This is a genomic window from Frigoribacterium sp. CFBP9030 (assembly GCF_034045195.1).
Lineage (GTDB): Bacteria > Actinomycetota > Actinomycetes > Actinomycetales > Microbacteriaceae > Frigoribacterium.
Genome location: NZ_JAXCWG010000007.1, coordinates 1 through 21,251, shown reverse-complemented (window position 1 = coordinate 21,251; position 21,251 = coordinate 1). Strand labels below are relative to the sequence as shown.

22 protein-coding genes are annotated in these 21,251 nt (G+C 72.0%); 11 read left to right on the top strand and 11 right to left on the bottom strand.

Going from position 1 to position 21,251, the window contains the following annotated elements; genetic code table 11:
* Nucleotides 1–101: 101 nt before the first annotated feature.
* Genes SOM13_RS09335 through SOM13_RS09325 form a run of 3 tightly spaced genes read left to right on the top strand, consistent with a single transcriptional unit; the run spans nucleotide 102 to nucleotide 3,014 of the window.
* Entirely contained in the window at nucleotides 102–803 is a 702-nt protein-coding gene (locus SOM13_RS09335) for an alpha/beta hydrolase (protein ID WP_320479522.1), read from the top strand.
* Nucleotides 804–855: 52 nt separating this feature from the next.
* On the top strand, nucleotides 856–1,950 hold the full coding sequence (locus SOM13_RS09330) for a type IV toxin-antitoxin system AbiEi family antitoxin domain-containing protein (RefSeq protein WP_320479521.1): 1,095 nt from the start codon (nucleotides 856–858) through the stop codon (nucleotides 1,948–1,950).
* Nucleotides 1,947–3,014 (top strand): nucleotidyl transferase AbiEii/AbiGii toxin family protein, encoded by a 1,068-nt coding sequence (locus SOM13_RS09325; protein WP_320479520.1) that lies wholly within the window; start codon nucleotides 1,947–1,949, stop codon nucleotides 3,012–3,014. The genes SOM13_RS09330 and SOM13_RS09325 overlap by 4 nt, the downstream gene beginning before the upstream one ends.
* Here SOM13_RS09325 and SOM13_RS09320 read toward each other — a convergent pair.
* The 3 genes from SOM13_RS09320 to SOM13_RS09310 form a co-directional block, all read right to left on the bottom strand.
* Nucleotides 2,912–3,691 carry a type II CAAX endopeptidase family protein gene (locus SOM13_RS09320; protein WP_320479519.1) on the bottom strand — a complete coding sequence of 260 codons (780 nt, stop codon included), beginning with the start codon at nucleotides 3,689–3,691 and terminating at the stop codon, nucleotides 2,912–2,914. The two genes, SOM13_RS09325 and SOM13_RS09320, sit on opposite strands and share 103 nt — an antisense overlap.
* A 151-nt stretch (nucleotides 3,692–3,842) precedes the next feature.
* Nucleotides 3,843–5,339 carry a DUF6297 family protein gene (locus SOM13_RS09315; RefSeq protein ID WP_320479518.1) on the bottom strand — a complete coding sequence of 499 codons (1,497 nt, stop codon included), beginning with the start codon at nucleotides 5,337–5,339 and terminating at the stop codon, nucleotides 3,843–3,845.
* Nucleotides 5,336–5,962, bottom strand: a complete 627-nt coding sequence (locus SOM13_RS09310) for an ABC transporter ATP-binding protein (RefSeq protein ID WP_320479517.1) — start codon at nucleotides 5,960–5,962, stop codon at nucleotides 5,336–5,338. Before SOM13_RS09310 ends, SOM13_RS09315 begins: the two co-directional genes overlap by 4 nt.
* 101 nt (nucleotides 5,963–6,063) lie before the next feature.
* On the opposite strand from SOM13_RS09310, the gene SOM13_RS09305 reads away from it, so the two are divergent.
* On the top strand, nucleotides 6,064–6,348 hold the full coding sequence (locus SOM13_RS09305) for a hypothetical protein (protein ID WP_320479516.1): 285 nt from the start codon (nucleotides 6,064–6,066) through the stop codon (nucleotides 6,346–6,348).
* A gap of 14 nt (nucleotides 6,349–6,362) precedes the next feature.
* On the opposite strand, the gene SOM13_RS09300 is transcribed toward SOM13_RS09305, so the two are convergent.
* A complete protein-coding gene (locus tag SOM13_RS09300; RefSeq protein WP_320479515.1) occupies nucleotides 6,363–7,127 on the bottom strand; it encodes a DeoR/GlpR family DNA-binding transcription regulator in 765 nt (254 codons plus the stop codon).
* Nucleotides 7,128–7,183: 56 nt separating this feature from the next.
* Here SOM13_RS09300 and SOM13_RS09295 point away from each other — a divergent pair, with 56 nt between their 5' ends.
* Entirely contained in the window at nucleotides 7,184–7,552 is a 369-nt protein-coding gene (locus SOM13_RS09295) for a DUF4406 domain-containing protein (RefSeq protein ID WP_243215237.1), read from the top strand.
* Nucleotides 7,553–7,844: 292 nt separating this feature from the next.
* Nucleotides 7,845–8,360, top strand: coding sequence for a MarR family winged helix-turn-helix transcriptional regulator (locus SOM13_RS09290; protein WP_192060742.1), 516 nt, complete (start codon nucleotides 7,845–7,847; stop codon nucleotides 8,358–8,360).
* A 127-nt stretch (nucleotides 8,361–8,487) separates the two neighbouring features.
* Here SOM13_RS09290 and SOM13_RS09285 read toward each other — a convergent pair whose 3' ends face one another.
* The 4 genes from SOM13_RS09285 to SOM13_RS09270 all read right to left on the bottom strand — a co-directional run bounded on the left by SOM13_RS09285 (nucleotide 8,488) and on the right by SOM13_RS09270 (nucleotide 13,292).
* Entirely contained in the window at nucleotides 8,488–10,182 is a 1,695-nt protein-coding gene (locus SOM13_RS09285) for a ribonuclease J (protein WP_192060741.1), read from the bottom strand.
* Between the two features lie 185 nt (nucleotides 10,183–10,367).
* Complete coding sequence (locus SOM13_RS09280) at nucleotides 10,368–11,504, bottom strand: NAD(P)-binding domain-containing protein (RefSeq protein WP_320479514.1); 1,137 nt, start codon at nucleotides 11,502–11,504, stop codon at nucleotides 10,368–10,370.
* Nucleotides 11,501–12,781 carry a hypothetical protein gene (locus tag SOM13_RS09275; RefSeq protein ID WP_320479513.1) on the bottom strand — a complete coding sequence of 427 codons (1,281 nt, stop codon included), beginning with the start codon at nucleotides 12,779–12,781 and terminating at the stop codon, nucleotides 11,501–11,503. Before SOM13_RS09275 ends, SOM13_RS09280 begins: the two co-directional genes overlap by 4 nt.
* Entirely contained in the window at nucleotides 12,771–13,292 is a 522-nt protein-coding gene (locus SOM13_RS09270) for a sigma-70 family RNA polymerase sigma factor (RefSeq protein ID WP_320479512.1), read from the bottom strand. Before SOM13_RS09270 ends, SOM13_RS09275 begins: the two co-directional genes overlap by 11 nt.
* A gap of 251 nt (nucleotides 13,293–13,543) precedes the next feature.
* On the opposite strand from SOM13_RS09270, the gene SOM13_RS09265 reads away from it, so the two are divergent.
* Entirely contained in the window at nucleotides 13,544–13,981 is a 438-nt protein-coding gene (locus tag SOM13_RS09265; protein WP_192060737.1) for an Asp23/Gls24 family envelope stress response protein, read from the top strand.
* Nucleotides 13,982–14,090: 109 nt separating this feature from the next.
* Nucleotides 14,091–14,480 carry a phage holin family protein gene (locus SOM13_RS09260; protein ID WP_320479511.1) on the top strand — a complete coding sequence of 130 codons (390 nt, stop codon included), beginning with the start codon at nucleotides 14,091–14,093 and terminating at the stop codon, nucleotides 14,478–14,480.
* A 151-nt stretch (nucleotides 14,481–14,631) separates the two neighbouring features.
* Here the strand turns inward: SOM13_RS09260 and SOM13_RS09255 are convergent, their stop codons facing one another.
* Nucleotides 14,632–16,095, bottom strand: a complete 1,464-nt coding sequence (locus SOM13_RS09255; protein ID WP_243215233.1) for an MFS transporter — start codon at nucleotides 16,093–16,095, stop codon at nucleotides 14,632–14,634.
* Between the two features lie 98 nt (nucleotides 16,096–16,193).
* Between SOM13_RS09255 and SOM13_RS09250 the strand changes: the two genes are divergently transcribed.
* The gene (locus SOM13_RS09250) at nucleotides 16,194–16,757 is read left to right on the top strand and encodes a TetR family transcriptional regulator (protein ID WP_192060735.1); all 564 of its coding nucleotides are present in this window, start codon (nucleotides 16,194–16,196) and stop codon (nucleotides 16,755–16,757) included.
* 65 nt (nucleotides 16,758–16,822) lie between these two features.
* Here the strand turns inward: SOM13_RS09250 and SOM13_RS09245 are convergent, their stop codons facing one another.
* On the bottom strand, nucleotides 16,823–17,776 hold the full coding sequence (locus SOM13_RS09245; RefSeq protein ID WP_320479608.1) for a manganese catalase family protein: 954 nt from the start codon (nucleotides 17,774–17,776) through the stop codon (nucleotides 16,823–16,825).
* A 129-nt stretch (nucleotides 17,777–17,905) separates the two neighbouring features.
* On the opposite strand from SOM13_RS09245, the gene SOM13_RS09240 reads away from it, so the two are divergent.
* On the top strand, nucleotides 17,906–19,210 hold the full coding sequence (locus SOM13_RS09240; protein WP_320479510.1) for a mannosyltransferase family protein: 1,305 nt from the start codon (nucleotides 17,906–17,908) through the stop codon (nucleotides 19,208–19,210).
* A 713-nt stretch (nucleotides 19,211–19,923) separates the two neighbouring features.
* Here SOM13_RS09240 and SOM13_RS09235 read toward each other — a convergent pair.
* The gene (locus tag SOM13_RS09235) at nucleotides 19,924–20,397 is read right to left on the bottom strand and encodes a GNAT family N-acetyltransferase (RefSeq protein WP_243215231.1); all 474 of its coding nucleotides are present in this window, start codon (nucleotides 20,395–20,397) and stop codon (nucleotides 19,924–19,926) included.
* 51 nt (nucleotides 20,398–20,448) lie between these two features.
* Between SOM13_RS09235 and SOM13_RS09230 the strand changes: the two genes are divergently transcribed.
* On the top strand, nucleotides 20,449–21,123 hold the full coding sequence (locus SOM13_RS09230) for a TetR/AcrR family transcriptional regulator (RefSeq protein WP_320479509.1): 675 nt from the start codon (nucleotides 20,449–20,451) through the stop codon (nucleotides 21,121–21,123).
* The last annotated feature ends 128 nt before the right edge of the window (nucleotides 21,124–21,251 follow it).

Genomic DNA, 21,251 nt, shown 5'->3' with positions numbered 1-21,251 from the left:
CCTGAGTCGTAGGCGGCCGGCCCGCGCGTCGCCCCCGACCCGCGCCTACACTCCGGGGCGACCCCTGCGCCCGTCGAGTCGTCTCTGGAGGCCCCATCCCCGTGACCGCGCCGTCCCCGCTCCGTCTCGCGCGCCTCCTCGTCTGGTGGGTGCGGGACTACGCCTACGCCGCGCACTGGCAGCTGCGCGCGGTGCTCGCACCGCGGGGCGAGGCCGAGTACCTCGCGGGCGACGGGAGACCCGTGCTCGTCGTGCCCGGCGTCTGGGAGACCTGGGCGTTCCTCCGACCGCTGATCGCGCGGGTCCACGCCGAGGGGCACCCCGTGCACGTGCTGTCGGCGCTCCGCTGGAACGGCCGACCGGTCGAGGCGGCGGCACGGGACGTCGCGGCCCACCTCGAGCGGCACGACCTCCGCGACGTGGTCATCGTCGCCCACAGCAAGGGCGGTCTGATCGGCAAATACGTCATGGCCCGGCTCGACCCCGACCGCCGGGTCGACACGATGGTGGCGATCTGCGCGCCCTTCTCGGGGTCGAGGTACGCCCGATGGCTGCCGCTGTCGACCCTCCGCGCGTTCTCGCCCCGCGACGCCACGACGATGCTGCTCGGACGCGACGAGAGCGTGAACAGCCGCATCGTCTCGATCTACGGGGAGTTCGATCCGCACATCCCCGAGGGCAGCGAGCTGCCGGGGGCCGAGAACGTACGGCTGTCGGCGGGCGGGCACTTCCGGGTGCTGGCGCTGCCGCGGACGATAGCCACGGTGCTCGCCGTCGCAGCGGGGTCGCCCCGCCGAGGGTGAGACGGCCGCTTCGGCATGCTGAATTTGTTGCGCTAGCGCGTACACTCTAAGCATGTCTGTGTCAGCGGAGGGTCGTCTAGCCGGCCTCACCGCGGGCCAGTGGGGGATGCTCACTGCTGTCCAGGCGAACGGCGAGGGCATCGCTCGAAGCACGATCGCGCGACGCGAGAAGGCAGGCACGCTCGAACGGATGCGACCGGGCGTCTACCGGCTGCCCGGTGTGCCGACGGATCGTCTGGATGACATTCGGGCCGCGTGGCTGGCCAGTGATCCTGCAGCCATCGCCCGCGATCGACTCGTCGACCCCGATGTCGTCGTCGGTGGCGCCGCCGCAGCGTGGGTCCACGAGATCGGGGACCTCTACCCGGCCCCGTACCTGCTCTATACGGCGAAGCGCCGTCAGACCGCGCACGACGACGTGCGCTACAGCCGGCGCCACCTGTCTCGGGCCGACGTGATGATCCTCGACGGCCTTCCCGTCACCACCCGAGAGCGCACGATCGCAGATCTCCTGGACGAGGGCGACCTCTCCCTCGTCGCCGACGCTCTGGGCGACGCGGAACGCTCCGACGACGACCTCGACATCCCGGCTCTCGTCCGACACCTCGATGCCCACGCGAAGCGACTGGGTCACGCGAACGGCACCGACGTGTATGCCGAGCTGCGGACACTCGCCGGCGTCGACGCGGCACGCCTCAAGGACCTCGTCGTCAGGACCGACCTCACGGAACGCCTGAGCGCTGAGCTCGGCCAGCAGATGCAGCAAGCCCTCGCCCCGATCCTCTTCGAGCTGAACGCATCTGTCGAAGGAATGGGCCCCGACACGTTCGCGCCCCTGCGAGAGCAGCTCGACGAACAGGCCGAGCGGATGATGGCCCCTTTCCGCAAGCAGCTCGACGAACAGGTGCGGCGGCTGACAGCCCCCACCCGCGAAGCCCTGAGGGGATACCTGTCGCCGTATCCTCCCCGCGTGAAGCTCCCCAGCGCGGCGCTGCCTGAGATCGCCCTGCCGCCAGCCATCCAGGCAATGCTGCGCGACCTCGCGCAGCACAGCGCGCGAACTGCGGTGCAGACGGGAGGGCGACCGGAGGGCCGTGCGCGAAGCGGGGAGGTCGACCGCGAGACGATCGACGAGGAGGTCCGATGACTGAGAGTGACGGCTACGCGACGCCGGAAGCCACCTGGGCGGCTATCCGGTCAGCTGCGAAGAACAGCGCTGCAGCCGTCGGCGTCCAGTCGGCGACGCTTCAGCAGCTGCTCCTCTTCGACCGTCTGCTGTCTCGTGTGTTCGAGGGAGAGGGTCCGTTCGTCTTGAAAGGGGGAACGCGCATGCTCGCATTCATCCCCCGTGCCCGGGCGACGGTCGACATCGACCTCGAAACCGTCGCAGCCAGCGTCGACGATGCGGTCACGGCTCTGGACGGACTCCTCGAGCGCGACAACGGCGATCGCCTCCGCTTCGTCCGCGTCGGCAAGAACCAAGGTTCAGGCAGTGCAGACCAGCCGAATGTGACGATGATCAAACTCATCTATGAAGCCGTCGGCACCCGTCAGCGGGTCAAGCTCGACCTCGCGATCCACGACCGCGCTGGAGCCGCGACCGTCCGGGCGAATCCGAGTTTCCGTGTTCCCCTCGGTCGCGACGTCCCCGCGCCGGAGTACGTGATGATCGCCGTCGAGCAGCAGATCGCCGACAAGGTCGCCGCCATGATGGAGCGACACCATGGTGGCGACGGGCGCTCCTCGCGGGCGAAGGACCTCGTGGACCTCGCCCTCATCGCTCAGAACCTGCCCTGCGACGCCACGATGCTGCGCGAGGCGCTCGACGTTCAGTCAGCCACTCGTCACCTGGATCCTTTCACTGCGATCGATGCGTCCAGCTCCATCCGAGGCACGTTCGCCACGGTCGCGAAGAAGGCCCCGGATCTCGAGCTCACCTGGCAGGAAGCCGAGGCGCTGGCGAACCGGATGGTCGCGCCGGTCCTCGACGGCTCCGTGAGGTCTGGCCGATGGGACCCCTTCGGAGCACGTGGGCGTAGCGCGTCAAGCGGAGATGAGGCGGGCGGGTTCGACGCGGTCCTCCTCTGCGAGCACGATCATGTCGCTGCTCAGCCCGAGACGGCCGCCAGGGTCACCGCGGTCGCAGCCGTGTTCAGGACGACGTGCATGCAGACCGGTGCCCAGAGGGTCCGGTGGAACTCGCGCAGGTAGGCGAGCGACAGGCCGAGGAGGAGCATGTACGGCAGCAGGATCGGCACGCCGTGGCAGGCGGCGAAGATCGCGGCGCTGATCAGCGACGCCGGCAGCGGGCCGAGGCGCCGCCGCATCCCGCCGTGGACGAGCCCGCGGAAGACGACCTCCTCCCACAGCGGGGTGAGGAGGGCCACCCCGACGAACGTCGCGACGATCTGGACCGTGCTCGTCCCGCCGAACAGCGTGTCGACGGCGTCGCCCCGGCCGGCGGGAGCCCCCGTGATCGCCACGGCGGCACCCTGGACCGCGAGCAGCAGCACGAAGATCGACGGGATCTGCCAGAGCAGATGGAGCATCCGGGCGGTGGGCCGTCGCAGACCGACGTCGCGCCATCCGCTCCCCGCACGACGGAGACCGAGATGCAGCGTCAGCAGCATCACCACAGGGTGCGCGACGAGCGCCGCCGCCAGCACGGGGACGGCGGCCGCGCGCGCACCGGGGATGAACAGCAGCCCGAGCACGACGGCCCCGAAGAGGACGACCGTGGCGGCGAGGAGGATCGCGACGAGGGCGACTGTGGCGCGGGGGCGGAGCGACGGGAGCATGCCTCCGTCGACGCCCTGCGGACGGACGTCGCGCCGGTCGACGGCGGCAGGAGGTGCGGGTGGCGCCGTCGGGGCGTGCTCGTGACTCACGGGTCCTCTTCTCGTCGGCGACCGGTCGGCGCGTCGGGCCGCGACCCCAGTGTGGGCGATGGGTCGCCGCCGCGACTCGACCGGACGGATGAGATCCCGCGGCCCGCGGCCCGCCGCTGGCCGCCGGCCGCCCGGCGCTCGGCGGGAGGGGTCAGGCCCGGTGGCGCCAGCGCTGGGCGATGACACCGGCGACGAGGCCCGCAGCGGCCAGGAGGGCGAGCGGCGCGTCGAGCCCGACCGTCGCCGCGGCGCCGATCACAGCGGCGAAAAGCAGCCCGTCGAGTGCCCAGAGCACGCGGACGGCCGCCATCGGGTCGCCCATCGGCGACGAGATCGGGGTGAGGAGCACCGGTGGCAACGGGCCCTTCAGCGCCTGACCGATCCGGAGCAGCAGGGTCGTCACCCCCAGCGCCATCGCCGAGAGGATCGGGGCTCCGTTCGCCGCCGAGAGCGACACCACCACCGCGGCCGAGACGAGCACGAGCACGACGACCGCGAGGGGGAGCATCGAATGCGAGACGAGCAGCCTCCCGTCGCCGATGCCGTAGAGCGGCACGTCGGCCGCCACCGCTGCGGCGTGCCGGATGCCGTCGGTGAGCGGCCCCGTCGCGGTGAAGACGATCAGCCCGGCCGCAGCACCGAGCAGCCAGCCTGGGCCGGGTGACACCACCGCGTAGCCGAGCAGCAGTCCGCCGACCCCCAGGGCGATCAGCCCGACGACGAGTCGACCGGGCGTGCGGGCGGCACCGATCGCGTCGCGCACGAAGAACGCGACGCCGAGACCGTGCCCCGGTCGCACGGCCCGCACGCGACGGCCCACGTGGGGCGCCTTCTGGTAGACGGTCGCCGCCGCCCCGAACTCCGTGCCCAGGGCCGAGCTCGTCGCGGCCTGCCACCGCGCCGCCTGGACCGCAGTCTCCGCCGGGTGCAGCCGCGACAGCAGGGCCGGCACCACGGCGACGGCCACGAGGGCGAGTGCGACGAGCCCGACCAGAGCCCCGAGCGGAGGAGGGGCGGCGCCGAGCGGGTAGGCCAGGCCGACCCAGCCCCACGGGGTGCTCGCCTGCAGGGCGGGCGACTGCAGGCCGCCGCTCGCGAGGGCGACGATGCCGATCGCGACGGGCAGGGCGACCCGCGGGTGCGTCTGCCCGGCCAGCCAGGCCGCGCTCGCGACGACGCCGCCCAGCGCCCCGACGATCGTGAAGACCACGGCCTGCTCGGCGCTCGCGAACCCCCGATGAGCCAGGGAGGCGCCGGTCAGGCCCGCCGCGCCGGTGCAGATAGCGACCACGAGCGCCCCGCATCTCAGCAGCGGGCCGCGGAAGACGACGCGATAGGGCAGGTCGCTGGTCGCCAGGGCATGGAGGAGGAACGGCGGCAGCAGCGCGGGCCCGCGCTCCCGCCCGAGCAGCAGGGCGGCCGCCCAGACGGCGGCGACGATCAGGCCCGCCGACGCGGGCGCGGTGGACGCCGTCAGGGCGGCGATGCCCTCCGTGCCGGTGAGGCCCTGCCACAGCGCGCGTGCGAGCGGGGCGACGACGACTCCGGCCACCGCGACGAGCAGGTAGCCGAGGTAGAGGCGGTCACCGGTCGTCGTGGTCGAGCGTGCGCGCCAGATCGCGACGGCCGGGCGGGGGCGCGGGCTCATGCCGCCGGGTCCAGCTGCAGGAAGCGGTCGCCGATCGCCTCGGCCAGCGGTCGGCTGTGGGTGGCGACGACGAGCGTCGCACCGCCGTCGCGGCGGGCGCGGAGTGCTCGGCCGACCACCTCGAGGTGGTCGGGGTCGAGTCTCTGCTCCGGCTCGTCGACGATGAGGACGTCGAACGGCCGGGCGAGCACGAGGGCGAGGCCGAACAGCTGCGTCTGCCCCGACGACAGCTCGTGCGGGAACCTGCGCCCGAGCGCGCTCAGGCCGAGCTCGGCGAGCACCGACCCCGCGAGCGATCCGGCGGTCGACTCGTCGACCCAGGTGGCGGCGACGAGCAGCACGTGGTCGGCGACCGTGAGATCGGGTGCCATCGGCGGCAGTCCGATCATCGAGGCGACGCGTCGGCGGAAGCCGCGATCGCGCGGATCGACGGCGTCGCCGTCGATGCGCACGACTCCGCTCGTCGGTCGACGCGAGCCCGCCAGCACCCGCAGGAGCGTCGTCTTGCCCGCGCCGTTCCCGCCCCGGACGACCAGCGCCTCCCCGGGGCTGACGACGACCGAGACGGGCGAGAGCAGCGTCGATCCGCCTGTGGCGACAGCCACTCCGTCGGCATCGATCATGCGTCGAGGGTAGCGGCCGGGCCCCGCCGCCCGCCGCTCGGCGGGACGGGTTAGGTCGTGCTGGCTTTCGGCGGAGCGATCGGGTGCCCTACCTTCTGACCATGGAGATGCTGAACTGCTTCAAGTGGTCGCACGAGGGTCACTCGTACATGGCCTGCGACTTCGGCGCCTTCGTCCAGATCCGCCACTGGATGTCCGACTCGGAGGTGCGTCGGTCGGTCGACATCGCCGAGGGTCGCGAGTGGTCGCACAAGGTGCAGTCGAAGGGCACCCGCTTCACCGTGCGGGCGGAGTCCGGATCCCCGTTCTCGGTGACCGCCCCCGTGCTCGTCGCCGATCAGCTGCTGCGTCTGCTCGAGCGCGTGGCGCCCACGACGACGCCCTGACCCGGGCCCGGTCGTCAGGCCCGCCCGCCGGCCTCGACGATGCGGGTGCCGGTCTCACGGAGGTCGGCGAGGGCCTCGCCGCCGCCCGTCACGTCGAGCACCAGACCGGAGACGCCGTCGAGCGGCAGCACCTGGTGCGGTGACGCGGCGCCGATCTTCTCGCCGCTGCCGAGCACCCAGGTCTCGGCGGCCCGCGAGGCGAGGACCCGCTTCATCGCCGCCTCCTCCGGGTCGCCGGTGGTGAGACCGGTGGATGCGCGGATGCCCGTCACACCGAGCAGGAACAGGTCGGCGTTCACCCGCGACGCGGACTCGACCGCGGCCGCGCCCATCGCGACCGCCGAGTGCTTGAATAGCCGACCGCCGATCAGGATCACGTCGGCGTCGTGCTCGAGGAGCGCGGCCGCGATCGTCGGGCTGTGCGTGACGATCGTCAGCTCGAGGGTCGTCGGCAGGAGGCGGACCAGATCGAGGGTCGTGGTGCCCCCGTCGAGGATCACCGTCGCCCCGGTCTGCAGCAGATCGAGAGCCGCCGCCGCGACCCGGCGCTTGCTGTCGGTCGCGATGTCGGCCCGGGTCGCGTAGTCGGCGACGGCGGGCGAGGCCGAGACGGCGCCGCCGTAGACGCGGGTCAGCAGCCCCTCGGAGGCGAGCTCGCGGAGGTCGCGTCGGATGCTGTCCTCGGAGAGGCCGAGCTCGACCGCGATCTCCTTCGCGACGATGCGCCCGTCGCGGCGCAACCGCTCGAGGAGCACGTCTCGTCGTTCTGCTGCCCACATGTTCTCACTCTTTCACGATTATGCATGTTTGTTCGTGTTTGCCCTAGTGTGCGGGCATGACCACTTCACTCATGATCCTCATCGCCGGCCCGTACGCGTCGGGGACCGACGGCGACCCCGCTCTGATGCAGCAGAACCTCGAGCGTCTCGAGACGGCGGCGTGGCCGCTCTTCGAGGCGGGTCACCTGCCGGTGATCGGCGAATGGGTCGCTCTGCCCGTGCTCCGCAGCGCGGGGGCCTCCGGGCCGACCGATCCGCTGGCCGCGCAGGTCATGTACCCGACCGCCGAGAGACTGCTGCAGCGCTGCGATGCCGTGCTGCGCCTCCCCGGCTCGTCGCGCGGGGCGGATCAGGACGTCGCCATCGCTGAGGCCCGCGGCCTGCCCGTCTACCACGACCTGGCCGACGTGCCCGGGGTGAGGTGAGGCGGGGGCGCGTACCCCTACGTGCCGCCCGCCTCGCCGATCGACTCCCCGAAGAGTCGGCACCGGTTCTCACCCGAAGAGGACCGGTTCGGCTGACCCCTGTCTAGTTGCACGACAGTCGTTCCCCTACTCGGCCAGGCTCTTTAACAGGAACTGGTTGAAAAAGTATGCCTGGTCGCCTGTCTCGTCGCGTCGAGGGGGAGCGGGGGTGCTGTCGACTGTGCTTCGATGTCGTTCTGCGGATGTTCACCGAGACCAGACGGATGCTCGCGGACCGATTCGAAAGGTCCTGATGGGTTCCGATGCGTCACCTCTTTCTCTGACACAGCCTCCCGACGACGAGGCCCTCGATCCGCTGTCGGCATCGGGCCGGGTGCTCGCCGCGATCTACGAGATGCAGGACGCCGAGGCTCTGTACCGCGCCCGTCTCCGACGGAGGCTGGCCGTCAGCGCCAGCGAGCTCGCGACGGTGCAGTACCTCGCGCGCCTCGGCAGTCGCGGACTCGAGGCCCGGGTCATCGACGTCGCCGCGCATCTCGGCGTCACCACCGGCGCCGCCTCCATCATCGTCACCCGTCTCGCCGCCCGGGGGTACATCACCAAACGGCCCGACCCCCGCGACGGCCGGGGGCAGCACCTCGACCTCACCCGCGTCGTCCGCGACGCCGTCGCGAGCGCGGCAGGCACCGGATCCCTGATCGCGATGACCCGCGTGGCGGCTCTCTCGGACCGCGAATCGCGGCGGATGGTCGCCCTGCTCTCGGGCATCACCACGGGGTTCGTCTCGGGTGCGCCTCCTGAGGTCTGAGCCCGGAGTCCGAAGCCCCGGGCGGGTGGGGCGCCCTGGGGCGCTTCACCCGGCCCGCCTGGGCCGGCGCTGACGACGGAAGAGGGCCCCGGCTGATGCCGGGGCCCTCTTCATGCGACAGGGGTGATCAGTCGGCGTCGACGACGACGGTCGTGATGACCGGGGTGCGACGGTGACGGCGCAGGAACCAGCGGCTCAGCCCGTCGGCGATGGCGTTCTCGGCGCCGGCTCCGTCGACATGACCGCGTGCGGTGGCCTCGGCCAGCGCCTTGGTCGCGACGTCTTCGGCCTGCGACATCCAGCCGGCCTCCTCGACGAAGCCGCGGGGCAGGAACTCGACCGGGTCGACGAGCTTCTGGGTGCCCTCGTCGAAGATGCCCAGCACGGTGATGTGGCCCTCTTCGGCGAGCGAGAGACGGTCTTTCAGCGCGTCCTCCGTCGCGACGCCGATGGTGGCGCCGTCGACGAAGACGTACGGGGCGGGGATGCGGCCGGCGATGCTGGCGCGGCCCCGGTCGAGGTCGACCACGACGCCGTCCTCGACGACGAGCACGCGGTCCTCCGGCACGCCGGTGGCGACGGCGAGGTCGGCGTTCGCCGTGAGGTGGCGCCACTCGCCGTGCACGGGCAGGACGTTCTTCGGCTTGACGATGTTGTAGCAGTAGGTGAGCTCGCCGGCGCTGGCGTGACCCGAGACGTGCACCTTCGCGTTGCCCTTGTGCACGACCGTGGCGCCCCAGCGGATCAGGCCGTTGATGACGCCGTAGATGGCGTTCTCGTTGCCGGGGATCAGCGAGCTGGCGAGCAGGATGGTGTCGCCCTCGCCGACCTTGATGATGTGCTCGCGGTTCGCCATGCGCGACAGTGCGGCCATCGGCTCGCCCTGCGAGCCGGTGCAGATGAGCACGATCTTGTTGTCGGCCATCTTGCTCAGCTGCTTGAGGTCGACGACGAGGCCCTTGGGGATGTTGAGGTAGCCGAGGTCGGACGCGATGCCCATGTTGCGCACCATCGAGCGACCGACGAAGGCGACCTTGCGGCCGTGCTTGTGAGCGGTGTCGAGCACCTGCTGGATGCGGTGGACGTGGCTCGCGAAGCTCGAGACGACGATGCGCTTGGGCGCCTCGCGGAAGACGCGGTCGATCGCCGCGCCGAGGTCCTTCTCGGCGGTGGTGAAGCCGGGCACCTCGGCGTTGGTGGAGTCCGTCATGAAGAGGTCGACGCCCTCGTCGCCCAGACGGGCGAAGTGGTTGAGGTCGGTGATCCGCTTGTCCATCGGGAACTGGTCCATCTTGAAGTCGCCCGTGTGCAGCACGATGCCGGCGCTCGTGCGGAGGGCGACGGCCAGACCGTCGGGGATGGAGTGGTTCACGGCCACGAACTCGAGGTCGAACGGGCCGGCCTGGTGGCGGTCGCCCGCGGCGACCTCGTGCGTGATCGGGGTGATCTTGTGCTCCTGCAGCTTCGCGGTGATGAACGCGAGGGTGAGCTTGGAGCCGATCAGCGGGATGTCGGGGCGCTCTTTGAGGAGGTAGGGCACGCCGCCGATGTGGTCTTCGTGACCGTGCGTCAGCACGATGGCCTCGACGTCTTTCAGACGGTCTCGCAGCGGGGTGAAGTCGGGCAGGATCACGTCGATGCCGGGCTGCGTCTCTTCGGGGAAGAGCACGCCGCAGTCGACGACGACCAGCTTGCCCTTGTTCTCGAAGAGGGTCATGTTGCGACCCACGTCGCCGAGGCCGCCGAGCGGCGTGACGCGCAGGGCGCCGCGCTTGAGCGGCTGGGGCTTCTTGAGGTCGAGGGAGTGCTTGGTGGTCTGCATAGAGGATCTTCTGTCTCTGAGGTGGGTTCTGCGGGCCGCACCTCTGGGCCAGGTGCGCGTGGTCGTACGGGTGGTGCTGATGATGCGGATGGTGGAGCGGAGATCGGGAATCAGGTGCCAGCGATCTCGGGTGGTGCGAGAAGTCAGGGCGCGAACGCGTCGCGGGCCGTCGAGGGCCGAGGCTCCTAGTTTCGCACGCCCCCGCTGTCCGCCGCACCGCCCTCTTCGGCGAGGCGGCGGGCGACCGCGGTGACGGCCGCCCGACCCGCGCGATTCGCGCCGATCGTCGACTGCGACGGGCCGTAGCCGATCAGGTGCACGCGGGGGTCGAGTCGGGCGGCCGTCCCGTCGAGCGGCACGCCGCCGAGCGGGCCGCGCAGCCCGAGACCGTCGAGGTGCCTCAGATCGGCGCGGAACCCCGTGGCCCAGACGACCGCGTCGACGCTCGTGCTCGAGCCGTCGGGCTCGATGACGTGCCGTGCACCGAGCGCCGCGAACATCGGGCGACGGACGAGCACGCCCCGCCGGCGGGCCTCGACGGCGTACGAGGTCCAGCCGAGGCCGGTGTACGACACGATGCTGGCCGGCTCGCGCCCGGCCGCGGCGTCGGCCGCCACCCGGCGCTCGACGTCGACGCCGTCGAGGCTCTGCGTGAAGTCGTGGTCGAGGAACACCGGTTCGCGACGCGTGTACCAGAGCGTCGTGGCCACGCGGCTGATCTCGTCGAGCAGCTGCACCGCCGAGATGCCGCCGCCGACCACGGCGACCCGGAGACCGGCGAACTCGTCGGCGGAGACGTAGTCGCGGGTGTGCAGCTGCCTGCCCGTGAAGACGTCGCGCCCCGGCAGGTCGGGGACGCGGGGTGCGTTCCAGGTGCCGGTGGCGTTGATGACGACCCGCGCCTCCCAGGCTCCCGCGGTGGTGTCGACCCGCAGGTCGCCGTCGGGGTCGTCGTCGACCGCGCGCACCCGGTCGACGTGCACGGGGCGCACGATCGGCAGCCCCTCGGCGGCCTCGTAGGCGGCGAAGTACCGGGGGACCGCGAGGCGGCTCGGCTCGCCGGGGTCCACCGGCGGCAGCGGCATGCCCGGCAGGTCGAAGATGCCGTTCACCGTGGCCATCCGCAGCGACTCCCAGCGGTGCTGCCACGCGCCTCCGGGAGCCCGGTCGGCGTCGAGGACGACGAAGGTGCGGTCGCCCGGGGCGTCGGTCGGGCGGGCGTCGAGCGCGGACGTGAAGCCGCGACGCCGCAGGTGGTGGGCGGCCGACAGCCCCGCCTGCCCACCGCCCACGACGACGACGGTCGCGTTCCGTGCGCTCATCGCGCGGCGATGACGCTCTCGGCGACCTGCACGAGTCGCGGAGCCTGACCGGCGTCGACGGGCCCCTCGTAGATCACGCGCATCCACGAGTCGTCGACGAGGACGTCGAGGTAGCAGATGCTCGACATCCCGTCGCACTGGAGGAGCCCGTCTTCGGCACCCGTCACCGTCACCGTCGTGAACCCGTCGGATGCGCCCGGTCCGGCGACGGCGTACTCGCGGAATCGTTCGTAACCCCACCGTGCTCCGGCCGAGACGTTCACCTGGATGCTCGTGTAGATCGGCAGGCCGTCGTCGTCCTGAGTCGTGCCCTCCGACTGGCAGTCGTACTCGTCGGAGGCTGCGGCGACGAGCGCGTTGCGACCGTCCGGGCTGGCCTCGGACCATGATGCGTCCAGCGACGGGTCCGCGAAGATCGTCCCCAGGGGCGTGACCAGGTCGAGCGTCGAGCAGTCACCCGTCACGACCCAGCGTCGCGAGGCGGCGTCGGCGGCCCACGGCGCCCTGGCCTCGAGGGGGCGCACGACGTCGGCGATCCGTCCGAGCTGGGCCACGACGAGATCGGTCGTGTCGCCGCCGAACTCCTGCGACTGCTCGTAGCCGGCCTCGATCCAGTAGTCGCCGACGACGACGGTGGCTGCACAGCGGAGAGCGTCACCGCAGGCCAGGGCCGAGTCGTCACCGAGTCCGAGGTCGGCGCCGGCGCCGCCCTCCCGCTTGGCGGCGAGGGCGTCGGCGGACGCCGGGTCGTCGAGGCTGATGTCGACCTCGAACACGGCGAAGTCCGCCTCGCTCGACGACGTCCACTGGCAGGTCTGGACTCCGTTCTGACGGAGCGACGCGTCACGGGGCGTGAAGACCAGGCCCTCCTCCTGCGCGAGCTCCGGCGCGCGCAGCAGCGACGTCAGCGACGACTCGGTCGCGAGGGTCGCGCAGTCCATCGGCAGATACGGCTGCGGCGTGCCGCCGACCGGCTGGGTCGAAGGAGGCGCGCTCGGCTCGGGCGTCGGGGTCGCGGTGGGCGTCGGGGCCGGGGGAGCCGAGACGGAAGCCGACGGCTCGGGCTGCGCGAGACCCTCGAAGGGCGAGGGCACGAAGCCCATCGCGACGGCGCCGCCGGCGCTGCCCAGTCCGATGAGGGCGACGAGTCCGAACGCGATGCCGAAGCGCCGACCGGGTCGACGACGGGTCGTGTCGGCGGCCCGCTCGAGGACGTCCTTCTTCATCGAGACGAGCATGCGGGTGAGGTCGTCACCGGTGGGGGGCTCAGTGTTCATCGTGCGTCACCGCCTTTCGCAGTCGCGAGCGTGTTCGGGAGACCCGTTTGGTGACCGCCCCGACGGTCATGCCGAGACGGTCGGCGGCCTCGCGGTACGAGAGGCCCTCGATCAGGCAGAGCTCGCAGATGGCGCGGTCGTCGGGCGAGAGGGCGTCGATCGCCTCGCGGACGAAGCGCAGCATCTCGCGCGCCTCGGTTCCATCGGGCGCGACGAGGTCGTCGGGCAGCGCATCCGCCGCCGCGAGGGCGAGCTTGCGGCGCTGATTCGCAGCGTGGTTGCGGCAGACCACCAGCAGCCACGGCAGCAGCGAGTCGGTCGGCAGGGTCAGCCCGTTGCTCTTCTTCCAGAGCGTGACGAAGGTGTCCTGCACGATCTCCTCCACGTCCATGCGACTCGGCGCCAGAGCCCACGCGTACCGCGTGACCGTCGTGGCGTACCGGTCGAACAGCGCGGACAGCGCCTGTCTGCTGCCGGTCGCGGCGCGCTTGATCAGGTCAGCGTCGCTCATCGTGTGCGGATCCACATCCACCCCCTCACTAGAGGAGTGTCGCGTAAACGCCGATCCTGACCGAATCGGTCGGAATCCCTCTTCCGAAACCGCTTGGCCGCGAAACGAGTGCTCGGCGGCGTCTGTCTGGAAGCTCGCTGAGGGGGCGTGACCCCTGCCCCGATGGATGCGTCTGAATGATGTGTCCGCTTCACGGACTCGATGCCCGGGCCGCTCGCCCCGCATCGTCAGGAACGAAACAAGGAGAGATCATGAGCAACGTCACCCCCGCCACGACCGGGACCGCCGCCGCCAAGCACACCGCCTCCGACGCGGCCGGCAAGAACACCATCGTCGACGGCGTCGTGTCGAAGGTCGCGGGGATCGCTGCTCGCGAGGTGCCCGGGGTCCACGACCTGGGCAACGGCGCGGCCCGTGCCATCGGCGCCATCCGCAACGTCGTCAACCAGCAGGACCGCGGCCAGGGCGTCTCCGTCGAGGTCGGCGAGAAGCAGGTCGCCGCCGACATCGTCATCGTCGCCGAGTACCCCGTCGAGCTGCAGAAGGTCGCCGACGACGTCCGCAAGGCCGTCACCGACGCCATCACGCAGGTCGTCGGCATGGAGGTCGCCGAGGTCAACGTCACCGTCTCCGACGTGCACATCCCCTCGGACGACAACGACGACGCCGACGAGAGCCGCGTCCAGTAGTCGCTCGCGACACCCTCCGGCCGCACGGCCGGTGACCCTCCGGACGGCCCCCGCCCACCCTCGGCGGGGGCCGTCCGTCTGCCCTCAGACCCTCGAACCAGGAGCCATCATGACCGACGACAGCACCCCCGAGACCTCCTTCGCCGACCGCCTCCGCGGCCAGATCGGCAGCAAGGCCATCGACCCCGTCATCCGGGCGGTCCGCACCGAGATCGGCGCGGCCCGCGACGAGATCGCCGGGCGGGCGCGTGATGCTCGCGCCGGCATCGTCCTCGTCGTCGTGGGGGTCGTCCTCGCGCTGATCACCGTCGCGCTCGCCGCGACCGCGGGCGTCACGGCCCTCGCGCTCGTGCTGCCGCTCTGGGCCGCGACCCTCGTCGTGTTCGGCGTCTTCGGCGTCGCGGCAGCCCTCGTGCTCGCCGGCGGCCTGCGCGCCCTGAAGCGCGGCGTGCCCCCGGTGCCGGCCGACACCGTCAAGAACCTGACCCGGCGGCACTGAGCCGACCCGCGCCTCCTCGGTGCCCGGCCCGGCCCACGCCTGTCCGTGAGTCACGACACGCCGCGTCCCCCGAGGAGGCGCGGCGTGTCATGACTCCTCGACCGGGCTCTCGAGGCGAGGCGAGGCGAGGCGAGGCGGGGCCGGTCCGGGCTCAGCCCATGTGGACGACGGGGCCCGAGGGCAGCAGGTCCTCCTTCGAGCCGCGGATCATGAAGAAGCTGATCGGCGCGGCCACGAGGGCGGCGACCGCGGCCCCGACGAAGGCGGCCTGGTAGCCGTCGACGAGCCCGCCGAGCCCCTGCAGGTCGCTGCCGGCCACGGCCGAGGCGTACAGGTTCGTGTAGACCGCGAGTCCGATCGACCCGCCGATCTGGATCATGGCGTTCGACGTGGCGCTCGCGGCGCCGGCCTCGTGCGGCGCGACGCCGGCGAGGGCCAGGTTCTGCATCGGCACGAAGATGCCGGCGAGGCCGACGCCCATCACGATCAGCGCGGGCAGCACATGCGTCGCGTAGGCGCCGTCGACGGTGATGAACGACAGCCAGAACAGGCCGGCCGCGGCCACGATCGGGCCGACGATCATGAGGATGCGCGGGCCGACGACCGGCAGCAGCTTCGTCAGGATCGGGGCCATCACCATGATGACGAGGGTCATCGGCAGGGTCGCGAGACCGGCCTCGAGCGGGCCGAAGCCGAGCACGATCTGCAGGTGGAAGGTCAGGTAGAGCAGCGCGCCGATCATGACGCTGCCGACGATCAGCTGCACCAGGAACGCCCCGCCGCGCACCCGGTTCGTGAGCACGCCGAGCGGCAGGAGGGGGTGGTCGCTGCGCTTCTGGATCAGCACGAACAGGGCGAGGAGCCCGGCGCCGAGCGCGATGAAGCCGATCACCACGGCCGAGTCCCAGCCGTCTTCGGCCTGCGTGAAGCCGTAGACGAGCGAGGCGAGCCCCAGCGCGACGACGATCGTGCCGGCGACGTCGAGGCGGTTGTCGCCCTCGGCCTTGCTCTCGCGCACGACGAGCGCCGCGGCCACGATGGCCACGATCACGATGGGCACGTTGACGAGCAGGCACCAGCGCCAGCTGACGAACTCGGTGAGCACCCCGCCGAGCACGAGGCCGACGGCGGCGCCGGCACCCGAGATCGCGCCGAAGACGGCGAACGCGGTGTTGCGCTCGCGACCGCGGTCGAAGGTGGTGGTGAGCACCGCGAGGGCGGCGGGGGCGAGCAGCGCGGCGAAGACGCCCTGCAGGGCGCGCGCCGTGACGAGCAGCTCGCCGGTCGAGACGAGGCCGCCGAAGGCGGAGGCCGCACCGAAGCCGATCATGCCGACGATGAAGGTGCGCTTGCGACCCCAGAAGTCGGCGATGCGCCCGCCGAGCAGCAGCAGGGCGCCGAAGGCGAGGGCGTAGGCCGTGACGACCCACTGGCGGTTCTCGTCGCTCAGGCCGAGCTCGGCCTGGGCCTGGGGCAGGGCGATGTTGACGATCGTGCCGTCGAGCACGACGACGAGCTGCGCGAGCCCGACGATGACGAGCACCCACCAGCGGCGGGGCGAAGGAGGCGCGGTGCGGGTCGCACCGGTGGCGGGCGTTGCTTCTGAGGTGGTCACTGTTCTCCTGGATCGGGGTGCCGCACGACGAGCGGCCGTCGTGGACGGATCGATACTACCTACTGGTTGGTTGGCTCGTAAGCGGCTACGGTCATCTCATGGCCTACGACGCTGACGAGACCCGCCGCCGCATCCTCGCGGCGTCGACGGCGGAGTTCGCAGAGCACGGCCTCGCGGGCGCCCGCGTCGACCGCATCGCCGCCGCCGCCGGCTGCAGCAAGGAGCGCCTCTACGCGCACTTCGGCGACAAGGAGGCCCTGTTCACCGCGGTGCTGAACCACTCGTTCGCCGAACTCGGCGTCGCCGCCGCCCCGCACTTCGCCACCGCGCCCGACTTCGCGGTCGCCATCTACGATCATCTCGTCGAGCACCCCGAGAACCACCGTCTGCTCGGCTGGGCCCGTCTCGAGCAGCGACACGACTGGGCGTCGTCGTTCGCCGTCCTCGACGAGGTGAGGCGCACCTCCGTCGGGCATCTCGATCGCCTCATCGGCGACGATGTGGCGTGGTCGGTCGACGACGTCTTCGCTCTGGTGCTCTCGATCGCGACGGCGTGGCTGCAGCTGCCGGGGCTGCCGCACGCCGCCGCCGGAGGGCCCGATCGCGCCGTGCAGCGCGAGATCGTGCGCGAGGCCGTCGCGCGCCTCCTCGGCTCGGCCTAGACCCGCCCCACAGCTCGGGCGTCGGCCGCAGAGCGACCGACGCCCGGAGCGGGCCTCGCAGCCGGCTACTTGGCGGTGGGTCCGTAGAAGCCCTCGATCTCGTCGAGCTCCATCTCGGCGGTCTGCTGGATGAGCGCCAGCAGATCCTCGTCGAGTCCCGGCGCGAACTCCTCGAGGCGCTCGGGCGCGATGGTCGAGGGGGCGCCCTGGGGTGCCTGCTCGTTCGAGACGAGCTCGGTGCCGTCGCTCGACGGCGACGAGCCCTGGAAGATCTTGCCGGCCTCCGACTTGCCGTCGAGATCGAACGTGTACTGCTTGCTCTGCAGCCCGAGGTCGAGCAGCTCCTTCACCTCGGGGAACTTCTCGGCGTTCGTCTTGGGGATCGGCAGCAGCTTGCCCCAGTCGACGCCGAGGGTCTCGAGCGCCTTGGCGTAGGCGTTCTCGTGAGCCTGGTCGCGGACGATGAGGTACGCGACGGTCTTGCGGGCGACCGGGTTGTCGGTCATCTCGTAGATGCGGCTCTTCTGCAGACGCCCCGTCGACTCGAGCATGAGGTTGTACAGCAGGTCGAGGGGCAGGTTGCCGCTGTTGTAGACGTAGCTGCCGCTCCACGGGTTGCCGACCGAGTCGACCGGCAGAGCGCCCTGCGCTCCGACCAGGTAGTGGTGGATGTTGCCCGTGTCGAGCGCGATGTTCAGCGGGGTGGCGCCGCCCGCGCCGGGGGTGTCGAGCGGGTCGGTGAGCTTGCCGGTGTAGTCGGGGCTGCCGTCGAGCAGGCGCGAGATCGTCGTGCCGATCAGCTCGACGTGGCTGATCTCCTCCGTGCCGATGCCCTGGATGAGGTCGCGGTAGGGCTTCGCCGCCGCGCCCCGGAAGTTCATCGCCTGGAAGAGGTACTGCATCATGGTGCGCATCTCGCCGAACTGGCCGCCGAGGCCCTCCTGCAGCGCGTTCGCCGCGGCGGGGTCGGGCTCGCCGTCGGCGATGTCGTTGATCCAGGTCTGCGCGTGGAAGTACATGTCGCCTCCTGATCGTGGCGGCACGTGCCGCCTCGGTCACCCTGCGCCTCCTTCGGGGGGTCTCGCGGCGTCGTGCACCAGCTTCTCAGCGGAGGCGTACCCCGTTCGGCGACGCCCTAGGCTCGCTGCGTGCTGCAGACCGTCGCGACCCGGGTGAGGTCGGCTCCGCCCCTGCTCGTCGTGCTCGGCCTCTACGCCCTGTCCCGGCTGGTGTCGAGCGCCTGGCTGGGCGGGCTCTTCGCGCTCGCGACGACCCGCGGGTGGGAGTTCGCCAGCCATCGCAGCGACCCGGGCTTCGCCTCGTTCTCGGGATCGTGGGACGCCAGCTTCTACCGCACCATCGCGCAGCAGGGGTATCCGACCGAGCTGCCGGTCGACGGGCGGGGTCGCGTCGAGCCGAACCCGTGGGCGTTCCTGCCGGTGTTCCCGATGCTGGTGCGGGGCATCGCCGCCGTGCTGGGCGTCGACCTCGCGGGCAACTCGTTCTTCGCCATCGGGCTGGTCGTCGCCACCATCGCCGGCGGCGGTGCCGCCGTCCTCCTGCACCGCATCGTCGCCGAGACCGTCGGCGCCCCGAACGCCCTCTGGGCCGTCGCCCTGTTCTGCTTCGGACCGACCTCGTTCGTGCTGCAGGTCGCCTACGCCGAGAGCCTCATGCTGCTGCTCGTCTTCGCGGCGCTGCTGATGATGATCCGTCGGCGGTACCTGCTGATGATGCCGTTCGCCGTCGTCGCGGCGTTCACCCGGCCCGGCGTGCTGGCGCTGGCGCTGGGGCTGGCCGTGACGGGGGTGGTGCGCTTCGCGCGGGGTGCTTGGGGTGCGCGGGGTGTGCGGGGTGCGGGGGGTGCGTGGGCTGGGCGGCGTGCGGGGACTGCGCGGGGTGCGTGGGCTGCGCGGGGTGCGCCCGGGGCTGACTCGGCGCGCGACGGTTTCGGGAGGCGTGAGCAGGTCTCGCTCGTCGTCACCGGGCTCGTCGTGGCGGCGGCGGGTCTCGCGTGGCCGGTCGTGGCGGACGTCGTCACCGGGCGGTCGGGGGCCTATCTCGACACCGAGCTCTCGTGGTGGGTCGGATTCGTCGGGCGTCAGCACTTCACGCCGTTGACGCCATGGTTCGTGATGGCGACGACCTTCCTGGGCGTGGCCGGGGCGGTCGTCGTGGTCGGCGTGCTGGCGGCCGTGGCGTGGTTCTTCTCCCGTCGCTCGACCCGGTCGCTCGGCATCGAGGTCTGGTCGTACTCGGCGGCCTACGTGCTGTATCTCGTGGCGGTGTTCCTGCCGCAGCAGAGTCTGCCGCGGCTGCTCATGCCGATCGCGCCGCTGCTCGGGCACCCCGCGATCGCACCGTCGCCGCGCCTCCGGAGGTCCCTGCTCGTCGGCGGCATCGCCCTGCAGCCCGTCGCCGTGGTGCTGCTCTGGTTCGTCGGGTACCCGTAGCGGGGTCGGGCGCGACGGCCCGGAGGGGCCGGTGCTCGTGCGACACGACCCGCGAGTCGGAGTCTCGCCCTGGCCTGGGCCCCGCCCCTGGGCTGGCGGCCGGGGTCTGGGGATGCGTAGTCCCGTCGGCAACTCCGGACTCGTGCGCGAACGAGAGCCCGGGCGACGCGTCGGGGCGGCCAGTGCGTCAGGGGCAGGAGTTGCCGACGCGCGCCGGGTCGTCGGGGGGCGGCGTTGCTCGCGATGCTCGGGGTGCGCGTGCTGGCGGGGTCGGCGGGGGTGGTCGGCAACTCCTGCTCCGTGCGACGCCGGGTGCTGCCGGTGCCGCGTGTCGCCGTGGTGCGTGACGAGAGGCAGGAGTTGCCGACGCGGGGGTGTCGGGGGCGGCGATGCTCGGGTGTGCGCGTGCTGGCGGGATCGGTCGGCAACTCCTGCTCCGTGCGACGCCGGGTGCCGCCGGTGCCTCGTGTCGTCGTGGTGCGTGACGAGAGGCAGGAGTTGCCGACGCGGGGGTGTCGGGGGCCGCGGTGCTTACGGTGCGCACGGTGCGCTCGGGGCGCTCGTGGCGCTCGGGACTTCCGGTGCGCGCGTGCTCGCGGTGGCTGGTGCTCGTGCGGGGGCGGTCGGTAACTCCGGCTCCGTGCGGCGCTGGGTGCGATGGTGCCGCGTGTCGCCGTGTCGCGCGTCAGGAGGCAGGAGTTGCCGACGCGGAATCAGCGCAGGTCGCGGGAGTAGCAGACCGAGAGGTCGGCGCCGGCGTAGGGGCCGAAGCCGGGGATGGTCTCGTACCCCTCGCGCTCGTAGAAGCGGATCGCGTCGGGTTGCAGGGTGCCGGTCTCGAGCACGACGCGTCGGGCTCCGAGCCCCCGGGCGGCGTCTTCGAGCGCCCGCAGCACGGCGGTCGCGACACCCGAGCCGCGAGCGGTCCGCTCGACGAACATGCGTTTGATCTCGACGGTGTCCGGGCCGACCACGGCGTCGTCGAGCGGGCGGAGGCCGCCGCAGGCGACCGCCCGACCGTCGGGGTCGCGGGCGACGATGAACACCGGGACGTCGGAGGCGGTCGGGACCGCGCCCGGTTCGTGGTCGTCGCTGCCGTATCGGGCGTCGAGCTCGCGGCGTTGGGCGCGGCGCAGCTGGTCGGCCTCGGGGTTGTCGAAGGGGATGGTCTCGATCTGCCAGGTCATGCTCGTCCTTTCGTGACGATCGTTACGGTAACAGGCGTTACGCTGTGTGTCATGCCTCGCACCCGAGACGCCGACGCGACCCGCCTCCGCCTGTCCGAGGCCGTCTTCACGACGCTCGCCGACCGGGGGCCCGTGGGCCTCACGCTGCGGGCGGTCGCCGAGAGGGCCGGGTGCACGACGGGGCTCGTCCTCCACACGTTCCCGAACAAGCAGGCCCTCCTGCTGCACGCGCGCGATGTGCTGCACGAACGCACCAGGCTCCGCGCCGACAGGGTCGAGTCCGACGCGAGCGACCCGGCGGCGGCGCTGCGGGCCGTGGTCGCAGCGGCACTGCCGACCGACGAGGCGACCCTCGCCGAGGCCCGCGTCTGGATCGGGTTCCTGGCCGCCGCGCTCAGCGACCCTGTGCTGGTCGAGCGCCACGCGGACAACAGCGGGGCCTTCGCCGACCGGCTGGCGCGACTGCTGACGGCGGCCGACGAGGTACGTGCCACCGAAGTCGACGCCACCGAATCCGGCGCCACCGAAGACGGCGCCTCCGAAGACGGCGCCATCGGAGGCGGCGCCGCAGGAGACGTCACCGTGCGGGCTGCCGCGCTCGCCGCAGCGGTCGAGGGCGTCTCGTCCTTGGCGGCGGGCGATCCCGAGCGATGGCCTCCGGTGCGACAACGCGCGGTGCTCGACCGGGCCGTGTCCGATGCTCTCGGCTGGCGCCTCCCCGGCTGAGCTCGGCGAGCCTGCCCCGGGTAGCACCGCCTGGTGTCGAGCCGCACGGCGCCGTGCCGAGCCGAGCCGCCCCGAGCCGTCCCGCGCCCCGCCGCGCCGCTCCGAGCCCCGCCGCCCCGCGCCGCCCC